The sequence below is a fragment of the Trichlorobacter sp. genome, from assembly GCF_030247655.1.
Lineage (GTDB): Bacteria > Desulfobacterota > Desulfuromonadia > Geobacterales > Pseudopelobacteraceae > Trichlorobacter.
This window is the reverse complement of record NZ_JAOTRZ010000098.1, coordinates 1-10,405: the sequence shown is the minus strand read 5'-3', so window position 1 is coordinate 10,405 and position 10,405 is coordinate 1. Positions and strand designations below refer to the sequence as shown.

Sequence of the window (10,405 nt, the reverse complement as noted above, 5' to 3'; positions counted from 1 at the left end):
AGAGATGTGTATAAGAGACAGAGATTGTTCAGCCTGACGATCTGCTCCCGTTTGCCCACCTGCTCCAGGATCTGATCTTCGGTGGCGCCGTTGGTGCCGCGAAACAGGGTCAGGCAGGCCAGATCACCGTGGCTGCGCTGCAGTTCGTACTGGCAGTATTCGTACAGCAGATCAAGCTGGGCATTGATGGCATTGGTCCGCTTGCTGCCTCGGGTCCGATCTACAATATAACGGTAGTGAGCCTCAGAATCAGCGCCGCTGATCCGGCCATTGTGGAAGGTGGGGGCGATCCCCATTCTGCTCTCCACCCAGCTTTTTAAGACCGCCCCTTCCACCGAGTTGCTCTCCATCATCCAGCCCTTAAGGAAGCGCAGATAGCTGTTACGCAGCGCCTTTCTGGCAGAATCAGTGTGGCCATCCTCATGGTGCAGCTGGAACTTAACTGAAAGGTAGTCACTGAACACCTGACCACGCTCTTCACGGCTTTCAACGGCATCAAGTTTGTTAAACAGAAAACGGTTGGCGTCCCGCACCCCCTGCAGAAACAGTGGTTGCGGATGTTCATTGAAGTGACGCGAGGCGATCACCCAGGGTGGCAGATTGCAGAGATTGAAGGCGGTACTCGACATTGAGAGCCTTTACCTGAAACAGCTTTTACCGCAGAGGACATGAGGTGCGCAGAGTAAAACAGAAGAACCGTAAAGAGCTATTCAAACAAAACCGTTAAACGTTTATTCGGGGCTCTTGACTTTCTTCTGTGTTACTCCGCATCCTCTGCGGTAAGCTGTCTTTACCAAGTTTGTTAAGTTAGTACAACTTGATGACTTCTTTTAATACATCAGCAACCGGTCCGTTAAGACTGATAATATCAACCCCCAGTCGCTCCATCTCCTCTTTCGGGGATTCGCCGATCATGGCGGTCACCACCACCCGACAGGCACCTAGTCCGGTGGTAATGGCAGCCAGCTTGTCTGCCATCAGGTCATGCCCCGGCCCGGCCCCGTCGCAGTACCGGGGAACCTGTACCTCATACAACAGTGCAGGCTCACCTGTGCTGACTTCGTACACCAGAAAACGATCAGCCTTGCCGAAATGGGTATCAATATGTTTGCCATCGGATGATGTTACGGCAATCAACATGATTTTTCCCTTCTTGTTCCAGTAAGGAAAAACATCTGATTCCTTATGCTGCTACCGGTGCAAAGGTGAAGCACTTTTTTGAACAGGTCTTGCCACAGGCTTCACAGCCGATACAGTTGCCGGCGTTGGCTACCCGCATGAACATCTTGGCTGAGTCATCCTCGTCCAGCTCTTCAAATGCCAGCACGTCGTGACTGCAGACCTTGAAGCAGCGTCCACAGCCGATGCAGGTTTCTTCGTCTATTGAAACAATATACTGCGGGGTCCATTCCTGCTTGTCTTTGGTTAATCCGGTGATGTAGGCCATTTGGCACCTCCTGTGTGGTTAGTGAGTCTATTCTGCATCTTCAAATGATGTCACTTGTCCCTTGTTCATCGCCTTGCGCAGCCAGGGTGGCGGATTGCCCCGTAATACCTCTTGCAGCCTTGCTACGGTATCCGGCAGGCTGACTTCGGTGTTGGTTTTCATCGGGTGAATCTTCTGGGCAACCAGTTTAGCCGCCGCCGGTCCACCGATCTGCATGGTGTAGACAATGGCGCAATCAGACAGGATCTTGGCTCTGGCACTGATCCGGTCCTCTTCGTCAGCCCCATGTTCTTCCGTTGTGACTGATTTAATAAATGATGCCTGATCCGGCCCAATTTCCCAAATCTGGAAGCTTTCACACTGTCCGAAATGCTGATCAATCATGCTGCCGTTGGTGGTGGTAAATGCGATTTTCATGGTCTGCCTCCTTTGCGAAAAACACATAAAACGGTTAGCACAGAGTGTGCCAATGTGTAACTTGCTAAAGTTGCTTGGATTTGTCTGGTGGACGATCTGGAGATTGTCTGTTTATTCAGCAGATAGAGGAGGCAAAGTGGCAGCGGTGTCGTAGGTGGACAAACAAAAACGCCCCGGAAAGCGGGGCGTTAGGTCTCGTTAAGTTTGCATGTTCTTTCCGGAAATTATACTCGTTATTTTGCCTTGTCAGGCTACTTGTTGATTTATGAACAGCCGGTTTCGGTCTAACATTACGGAAAATAACTATTTTTTTCGGCGATCAGCCAGGGAGACGACTTTCTGGCCTGCATCGGCAGGGGCGGTCTTTTGAGCTTCCTTAGCCTGCTTTTCCAGCTGGCGCCGTTCCTCCTCAAGGGGAGAAACCAGTTTTTCGAGACGCAGCGGGGTTCCACCCATGGTGAAGGGGGCCTCATCCAGTTGTTCTTCATCCAGAATCCAGGTGAAGACCTGCAATGGAAAGGTCAGTACCAGCAGTTTTACCTGCCACCAACCAGCCTTGACATCAGGGCTGATCTCTTCAGCCCGGGCATAAAAGCCGGGCTTGTTGTCCACATGTACCAGTACCAGATCTGATTCTAAAATCATGGAGTATTCCTTGTAAAATTGAAAAAATTGGCTGGAGCAGGCCGTAAGCCGGGTTCTGTTCCTGTTGTCAGTTACCTGTCAACAGGTGACGATCATTCCTCTAGGATCATCGTTGCCGATGACCTCAAGCAGCCAACCCGGAGGCACGGGCGGGCCACCCTTAACGCCTCCCTATTCGGCCTTGCTCCTGGCGGGGTTTACCTGGCATCCGATGTCACCACCGAACCCGGTGAGCTCTTACCTCACCCTTTCACCCTTACCCGTCGAAACGGGCGGACTTCTCTCTGTGGCACTTTCCCTGGGGTCGCCCCCGCTGGTGATTACCCAGCGCCCTGCCCTGCGGAGCCCGGACTTTCCTCCCTCTGACGGTGTCAGACAGCGATCATCTGGCCTACTCCAACCAATCTGTGGCAAACGGTCTTTCTCCGCCCCGGCTGCGGCGCGCTCAATCAGCGTGCCAGACCTGAAACGAAGAAATTCCCGTTTCTATATAATTCGGTCAGTTATTCTGCTGCTGCCGGTTCCTGCTTCAGGATCAGGATGCGCTGGCAGTGGGGGCAGAAGTACATTTCATCCCCTCTGAACAGGGTGTTATACAGCTGTGGCGGCAGTTGCATGTTGCAGCCCATGCATGAACCGTCACGAGCTTCTGCCAGTGCCTGGCCCCGGCGCTGGTCGCGAAGTTGTGCGTAGCGGCGCACCAGACTGCTTGAAAGCTCTTTAACTATTACGTCACGCTTGGCAGTAGCAGCATCAATAGTGCCTTGCAGGGCTGCAATGCAAGCCTGCTTTTCATCACTACCATTTTTAGTGCTGTCGGCGAGGGTAGCAAGTTCAGCCTGACAGGCGTCGATGGTGGTCTGCAGTTCTTCAATCCGGGTATCAATCTGCAGCTGTTGTTCTTCAAGGTCGCTCACCTGCTTGCGGGCAGCGGTAATCTCACGACCAATAGCCTGAAATTCCTTGTTGGTGCGAATTTCTTTCATGTTGGTTTCAGAACGCTTGATATTTTCCTGCTCCGTGTGCATGGCAGCATCCAGCTCAGCCCTTTCGCGGCGCAGCTCAGTCATCTGGGTCTGATGCCCGGTAAGGGCTGACTGAACTGAAGCCAGAGTTTGCTCAAGCTCTGTAATGTCAGTCTTGAGCGTCGTCTGCTCAGCCTTTCTACCGTCAATGGTTTGGTCAATACCTTGTAGCTCTTCCAGCAGGTCAAGTTTCTTTTTCACTTCTGACTCCTTGTTTGAAATGCGTTCATCTGTTGTCATGCCTGGTAATGGTTATGAAAGGATCCTGTTCGCAATCTGCCGTCAGTATCTCTGCAGCATAGCCAGCATTATTCAGCGAGTTGCCGAGGAAATCCCGTATGGCGGCCACCATAAGGATTTCGGTACCAAAGTGCCCTGCATCCACCAGGGCTATCCCTTGGGCCTCTGCCTCACGTGCCTCATGGTATTTGATGTCACCGGTCAGTAGTAGATCAGCACCGGCACGGACTGCATCCCGTAGCAGCGAGGCGCCGCTGCCGCTGCAGAGGGCGATCTTTTGTATCATTCCAGCTGGATCACCGACGAAACGGACGGATGTGCATTTCAATGTCTCTGCCAGGTCTGCAACCCAGTCTGCAAGTCTGACCGGCTCTGGCAGTGAGCCGATTCTTCCCAGCCCTTTTGGTGGTGTTTCGTTCAGCAGGGGATAGCAATCAAAGGCTGGTTCTTCGTAGGGGTGCACGGCCAGCAGGATGCGGATTGCTTTGGCGAGCTGCTCACGCCGAACCAGTAATTCCAGACGTTGCTCCTCCACCTTTTCACGCTTGCCAATAGTACCAATGGCCGGTTGCGCCCCGGCCAGGGGAAGAAAGGTGCCTTCACCAGCAGTGCTGAAGGAACAGTCCTGGTAGTTGCCGATAGATGCTGCATGGGGTAGTAATGCTGTGCGAACTTTTTCAAGCTGTTCTTGCGGTACAAAGACCACCAGTTTGGTCAGCTCATCCCGTCCGGTGATCTTGAGGGGACGGGTCTGTCCAAGAGCGATATGCTTTGCCAGCAGATCATTCAATCCATCTTGTGCAATGTCGTAGTTGGTATGCATGGCCAACAGGGCCAGGTTGCTCTGGGCTGCCTTGAGTATGCTGCTGCCGGCGCTGGTTGAAGAGGTTATCTGGCGAAGTGGAGAGAAAATCAGGGGGTGGTGGGTAATCAGCAGGTCACAATTGTTGTTGATGGCGGATGCTATGACCTGGGGGAGCGGGTCAAGGGCCACCATGATCCGTCGTATCTCTGTGGTAGGGTCGCCTAGCTGGAGTCCAACATTGTCCCAGTCTTCGGCTAGTGAAAATGGGTATTTTTTGTTAATGATTCCAGCTATGTCTGACAGTTTTGGATTGGTCATGCTATATAAATGAAAAGAGTGCATCCCTGTGAGATGCACTCTTTTTGACCTATGGTCGTTATTGATCGGTAATTATTTGACCGCATCCGGCCTGAACCTCTGCTGGGGGGATTGGTATGGTGGGCCCACCAGGACTCGAACCTGGGACCAACCGGTTATGAGCCGGTGGCTCTAGCCAACTGAGCTATAGGCCCGTGCAGCAAAGTGTACTAATACAGCTGTTTTTCTCTGTATGTCAAGGCATTTCAGGTCAGGCACGGCTGATAAACCTGCCTTCACGGGTATCGACCTTGATCTTTATGCCATTTTCAAGGTAGGGAGGAACCTTTAGCTTTAGGCCTGTCTCAAGGATAGCATCCTTGGTTTCTGCCGTTGCGGTCGCATTCTTGATGACCGGCGCTGTTTCGGTAACGGTCAGTTCAACCACCATTGGCGGTTCTGCCATAACCATGCGGCCTTGGAAAAGCCCCAGAGTTACTTCGGTCCCCTCCAACAGGTAGGGCGAAATGGCAGAAAAGGCATCCTCAGCCATCTCAAACTGCTCATAGTTTTCCATATCCATAAAGACGCCACGATCACCATCGGCATAGAGAAACTGTCCTTTGTGGCGCTCGTAATCTGCTTCATCCACCTTGTCGCCGGAGCGGAAGGTGCGATCAAGTACCTGGGCGGTTAACAGGTTGCGATAGCGGGTTTTGACCATGGTGTTGGCACCACGGGCTGAGGGGGATTGGACAGTGACATCGATCAGCAGGCAGGGGGCGCCATCCAGTTGAATCACCAGTCCCTTTTTAAAATCAGAGGTGGTAAGCATTGCTACAACTCCTTCGTGGGAATAAATAAAAGTTTATCATAGCTGCTTGAATAAAAAAACACCAGCCCTTCAACTGTGTCAAAGGGCTGGTGTCGGAGATGTACGGCGTTTAGGGCACTAGATCAGGCATTACCGGCTTTGCTTCGCTCAGCTTTTTTTAGAAGGGTTGCTGCAATCGGATGGCTGTTATTTTCGGCATAGAGTACAGCTGTATTGCCACACTTGGTCTTTGCACGGGGGTCAGCCCCCCCTTCCAGCAGTGCCTGGACCGTCAGGTTACAGCCGTAAATGGCGGCCAGCATCAGCGGGGTGTGGCCGTCACGATCACGGGCATCAACCTCGGCACCGCTTCCAATCAGCATTTTAACGATTTCGGTTTTGCCGTTGGCAGCAGCGTAGTGCAGGGCGGTCTTGCCTTTATCGCTGGAGGCGGTGATATCGGCGCCACGGTGCAGCAGGTCTTTGACGCTATCAATCTGCCCCTGCTTGGAGGCGCAGATCAGTTGGGTGTGGCCGTTACGGTCCTTGGCATTTACGTTCTCCATTGGTTTTTCCTCCCTTTGCATGAAATGGGTGTGTTGGCTACTTCGAGTCAGGTAATGACAACGGGCCGGGATGTAAAATAGTTTGCCATGCTGGTGGCTGATGCTCTGCAACTACTTGTTTTCAATGACAGAGTTCTTCTAGTTGGGGGGAGACGACAGAAACAAAAAGAGAAAATGAGATGCTTTGCTGCTGATACTGTCCTGGCTGGAAGCCATGATGGTGCTTTGGTCAACACAAGACAAGCCGTCATGACAAGCAGTATGGGGGGTACTGTTGTCATAACGGTTACAATCGCTATGTCTGCGGCCTGATCCACCATGGACACCTGCCGTGACAACAAAAGTAAAAGAAAGGAAGAGTAATTTTTATAGCACATGTTCAGTGCCGCTGAAACTAAAAATACTGCACCCAGGAACTACTTTTTATTGCCGGTCACTTGCTCCTGAAGTGATCTCAGGGTATAGAGGATAGCATAGTTTTTATAATTTTAAACTCACCGGGAGGTGTCAACATGAAAAAGCTGTTCTGTGCCTTGGCTCTGCTGCTGGTTTGGGCGGTGTCTGCCCAGGCTGCAACGGTCTATCTGAAGGATGGTAGCACAATTAAGGCCAAGCGTGTCTGGCGTGAAAAGGGTAAGGTTGTGGTGCTGGTCAACCATGAATCCATCGCCAGCTTTGCGTTTAGTGAAATTAACCTGAAAAAGACCTTTCCTCCCCGTAAGAAACGGGTAAAACGGATTGTTACTGCTCCACCAGTCGCTACGACAGCGCCTGCTGTGCCTGCATCGGGGACAGCTCCTGTGGCACAGCCAGCCAAGGCAGATAAGAAGATCTCACTTCCCAGTCTGCCTAAACTGCCGGAACGGGAAATCCCTAAGGGTGCAGAAGAAGGGGCAATCCGCAAGCAAAAACGGGAGATGGCAGAGCGGCTGAAGGAGTAGTTATTAGTGGGAGATCAACAGCGGCACCGGTGCCTTGATCAGCAGTTCCTGGGTCAGGGGACTTAACGCCGGTGCCCGGTTTGATTTGTAGGCAAACCCGCCCAGAACAATCAGATCAATTCCCCCCTTGGCGGTCTGTTCCAGTAGCATTTCAGCCACAGTACCTTTTTGTTTAAACACTGTTTCAGTACGGACTGTGATCCGATACCGTTCAAGGTGTTGCTGTAATCTGGACATGGCCTGCTCTTCCATGACCTGTTCAGTATGGTTGGTGACGATTGCAACAATTGAAACATCAGACGCAGCTTGAAGAAGCGGCAGGGCATCGTTAACGGCTCTGACAGATTCTCGGCCGCCTTTCCATGCCACCATGATCCGCTCACCAAACCTGAAAACTTCGCCGTTGGCAGGGAAGACGATAATCGGTCGACCTGCCCCGAGAATCAGGCTTTCGTGAAAATCCAGGTTGGTCTTGCGGCTGTGCAGTTGAGCTGGTTGCCCGACCAGAATGGTGTCGGCGTAGTAACTATGGCTGGTAACAACTTTGGAGAGTGGCGTGCCGACGGTTGCCCAGTCAACCAGCAGCCATTCAGCCTCAACACCGGCTTTTGAGGTGGCATTGATGAAGAATTCCCGCACCTGGGCAAAGTCGGTCAGGTAATCAGAGTTTGAGGTGTAGTGCGGGTGGGTAATGATGTAAAGTCCCTTGAGGCGGGCGCCATGACGGAGCGCCAGATTGATGGCTGCCATCAATCTGGCCGTGCATCCGGCACCCCTGTCCATATGAACGATGATGTCGGTCAGCATCCGTTGTTCCCCTTGCATTGTAATTCAGTACATAGATGGCACTAGCATCCGGCTGCGCCTTTCAGCCAGCGTGCCACATCCTTGGCATGGTAGGTAATGATCAGGTCAGCTCCGGCCCGCTTGAAGGCCAACATGGTTTCCATTACCACCCGTTCTTCATCAATCCATCCGTTTGCAGCAGCGCCTTTGATCATGCTGTATTCGCCGGAGACGTTATAGACCGCCAGCGGCATGGTGTATTCATTGCGCAGATCACGCAGGATATCCAGGTAGGGCAGCCCCGGTTTGACCATGATGATGTCGGCCCCTTCGTCAATGTCCTGTTGTGCCTCACGTAGTGCTTCGCGTCGGTTGGCCGGGTCCATCTGGTAAGAACGGCGGTCCCCGAACTGTGGTGTAGATTCGGCTGCTTCACGGAACGGGCCGTAGTAGCCTGAGGCATATTTTACCGCATAGCTCATGACCGGGATATGGCTGAAACCATTTTCATCCAGGATCTGACGAATGGCACCAACTCGGCCATCCATCATATCTGAGGGAGCCACCATGTCGGCCCCTGCCCGTGCGTGGGAGAGGGCTTCTCTGGCCAGCAGATCAACGGTGGCGTCGTTATCCACATCACCATCTCTGATGATGCCGCAATGGCCATGATCAGTGTATTCACACAGGCAGACATCAGTGATTACAGCCAGGCCGGGGACTTCCTTTTTGATGGCCCGGATCGTTTCCTGGATGATGCCATGTTCGGCATAGGCATCACTACCCACTGCGTCCTTTGTTTCGGGGATGCCAAACAGAATAACCGCCGGAATGCCCAGGGCATGCACTTCTCCGGCTTCCGCCACAATATGTTCAATGGATTGCTGGTAAATGCCAGGCATGGAGGAAACTTCTTTTTTTGTGCCACTGCCAAAGGCAGAAAACATAGGGTAGATAAGATCATTGGTCGAGATAGTCGTTTCTCTGACCATACGACGGAATACCTCTTTGCCACGGATGCGACGAGCCCTGAAGCGGGTAGAAAACATACGCTTGAACCTCCAATTTATACGCTTTTTATGCACTGGCAGCATCATACAACGTCTGTTTTGACGAATGCAAGGTCAGTAGAGCAATTGACAATAAAAAAAATGGTGGTAAACATAAACCATTAGAGTATTGAAAAAAGATATAAATACTCTCTTATGTTTTTTTACACCCGCGAAAGGAGGAGTATCAAAATGCGTAAAACAGGAATCGTAGCAGCACTGCTGCTGATGGGGTTAAGTCAGGCTGCATTTGCCGAAAACAGGGGGGAGACGGTTACTTTTGCTCCCTATGTGGGGGGATATACCTTTCAGGGGAATCAAAGTATTGAAACATCTCCTGTTTTTGGTTTCCGGTTGGGCTACAATCTCACTGATAACTGGGCACTTGAAGGGGTGGTTGATTACTTGAAGGCTGACCGCAAAGGTGGCGGTGATATGGAGATGCTGCGTTACGGTGGTGACGTACTCTATAACTTTATGCCCAAGAGCAGCTTGGTCCCCTATTTGGCTGCCGGTTTTGGCGGATTTAATATTGATAACAGCAAAACCCGTGGGATTGTTAACTACGGTGGTGGTGTCAAGTGGTTCCTGGCTGATAATTTTGCCCTGCGTGCTGATGTGCGTGGGCTTAATTACAGCATGAGTAAGATTTATACCAATGTGGAGTATACTCTGGGGCTACATATCGCTGTAGGCGCTCCCAAGCCAGCCCCTGCCCCGGTTGTTGTGGCTGAGCCAGTGGTTGAGGCTGTTGCTCCTAAAGCAGCCCCGGTTGTGGTAATGCCCGCTCCGGTACCTGTCCCAACCAGTAACCTGACTGCAGAACCGGCAACCCTTGAAAAAGGTAAAACCACAACTCTGACCTGGTCTTCCGCAAATACCAGTGGTTGTGAAATCCAGCCTGGTGTCGGCCCTGTGCCTGTTTCCGGATCCAAGGTGATTACACCTGCAGCAAACACCAGCTATACTCTCACCTGTAAAGGCGAAGGTGGCAAGACAGCCACCAGTGTTGCCGGTGTCGAGGTGACTGAGCCGATGGTTAAAGAAGCTGCTGCTGCAAAGGCCTCTGCTGTTGCAGCAGGTTCCAGACTTTCCCTGAAGGTTAATTTTGATATCGGCAAGTCAATTATTAAAAAGCAGTACTATGATGAGTTGAAGGTTGTTGGTGACGGCCTGAATGAGCAAAAGAACCTGAAAGGTGTGATCGAAGGTCATACTGATAATGTTGGTAGTGATAAGTCCAACCTTGCTTTGTCCCAGAGGCGTGCCAATGCAGTTCGTGATTATATTGTCAAAAACTTCAAGGTTGATAGGAAGCGCCTAGCTGCCAAAGGGCTGTCTCTTATACACTCTGACGCTGCCGACGAGATTTC

General features: G+C 51.8%; 13 protein-coding genes, 1 tRNA gene and 1 other RNA gene. 2 read left to right on the top strand and 13 right to left on the bottom strand.

Features of this window, described 5'->3' with window-relative positions:
* The 11 genes from OEL57_RS09830 to OEL57_RS09780 all read right to left on the bottom strand — a co-directional run.
* Positions 1 to 629, bottom strand: a 629-nt coding sequence (locus tag OEL57_RS09830; protein ID WP_300740129.1) for an NAD(+)--dinitrogen-reductase ADP-D-ribosyltransferase, incomplete at its 3' end; no start/stop codon positions are given.
* Positions 630 to 807: 178 nt separating this feature from the next.
* Complete coding sequence (locus tag OEL57_RS09825) at positions 808 to 1,140, bottom strand: NifB/NifX family molybdenum-iron cluster-binding protein (RefSeq protein ID WP_300740126.1); 333 nt, start codon at positions 1,138 to 1,140, stop codon at positions 808 to 810.
* Between the two features lie 43 nt (positions 1,141 to 1,183).
* Positions 1,184 to 1,447, bottom strand: coding sequence for a ferredoxin III, nif-specific (gene fdxB, locus OEL57_RS09820; RefSeq protein ID WP_078789489.1), 264 nt, complete (start codon positions 1,445 to 1,447; stop codon positions 1,184 to 1,186).
* Positions 1,448 to 1,474: 27 nt separating this feature from the next.
* Positions 1,475 to 1,864, bottom strand: coding sequence for a nitrogen fixation protein NifX (gene nifX, locus OEL57_RS09815; RefSeq protein WP_300740122.1), 390 nt, complete (start codon positions 1,862 to 1,864; stop codon positions 1,475 to 1,477).
* Between the two features lie 303 nt (positions 1,865 to 2,167).
* The gene (locus OEL57_RS09810) at positions 2,168 to 2,509 is read right to left on the bottom strand and encodes a hypothetical protein (RefSeq protein ID WP_300740119.1); all 342 of its coding nucleotides are present in this window, start codon (positions 2,507 to 2,509) and stop codon (positions 2,168 to 2,170) included.
* A 29-nt stretch (positions 2,510 to 2,538) separates the two neighbouring features.
* An RNA gene (gene rnpB, locus OEL57_RS09805) (RNase P RNA component class A) lies at positions 2,539 to 2,907 on the bottom strand.
* 105 nt (positions 2,908 to 3,012) lie between these two features.
* Positions 3,013 to 3,735, bottom strand: a complete 723-nt coding sequence (locus tag OEL57_RS09800) for a zinc ribbon domain-containing protein (protein ID WP_300740116.1) — start codon at positions 3,733 to 3,735, stop codon at positions 3,013 to 3,015.
* 25 nt (positions 3,736 to 3,760) lie between these two features.
* Entirely contained in the window at positions 3,761 to 4,897 is a 1,137-nt protein-coding gene (locus tag OEL57_RS09795) for a Nif3-like dinuclear metal center hexameric protein (RefSeq protein ID WP_300740112.1), read from the bottom strand.
* A gap of 117 nt (positions 4,898 to 5,014) precedes the next feature.
* A tRNA-Ile gene (locus OEL57_RS09790) sits at positions 5,015 to 5,091 on the bottom strand.
* A 56-nt stretch (positions 5,092 to 5,147) separates the two neighbouring features.
* The gene (locus OEL57_RS09785; RefSeq protein WP_300740110.1) at positions 5,148 to 5,711 is read right to left on the bottom strand and encodes an elongation factor P; all 564 of its coding nucleotides are present in this window, start codon (positions 5,709 to 5,711) and stop codon (positions 5,148 to 5,150) included.
* Positions 5,712 to 5,833: 122 nt separating this feature from the next.
* Positions 5,834 to 6,256, bottom strand: a complete 423-nt coding sequence (locus OEL57_RS09780; protein ID WP_300740107.1) for an ankyrin repeat domain-containing protein — start codon at positions 6,254 to 6,256, stop codon at positions 5,834 to 5,836.
* A gap of 512 nt (positions 6,257 to 6,768) precedes the next feature.
* Between OEL57_RS09780 and OEL57_RS09775 the strand changes: the two genes are divergently transcribed.
* Entirely contained in the window at positions 6,769 to 7,197 is a 429-nt protein-coding gene (locus OEL57_RS09775; RefSeq protein ID WP_300740104.1) for a hypothetical protein, read from the top strand.
* Between the two features lie 3 nt (positions 7,198 to 7,200).
* On the opposite strand, the gene OEL57_RS09770 is transcribed toward OEL57_RS09775, so the two are convergent.
* The gene (locus OEL57_RS09770; RefSeq protein WP_300740102.1) at positions 7,201 to 8,004 is read right to left on the bottom strand and encodes a universal stress protein; all 804 of its coding nucleotides are present in this window, start codon (positions 8,002 to 8,004) and stop codon (positions 7,201 to 7,203) included.
* 41 nt (positions 8,005 to 8,045) lie between these two features.
* Positions 8,046 to 9,032: a porphobilinogen synthase gene (hemB, locus tag OEL57_RS09765; RefSeq protein WP_300740099.1), complete on the bottom strand. Its 987-nt coding sequence runs from the start codon at positions 9,030 to 9,032 to the stop codon at positions 8,046 to 8,048.
* Positions 9,033 to 9,224: 192 nt separating this feature from the next.
* Between hemB and OEL57_RS09760 the strand changes: the two genes are divergently transcribed.
* Positions 9,225 to 10,405, top strand: a 1,181-nt coding sequence (locus tag OEL57_RS09760) for an OmpA family protein (protein ID WP_300740096.1), incomplete at its 3' end; no start/stop codon positions are given.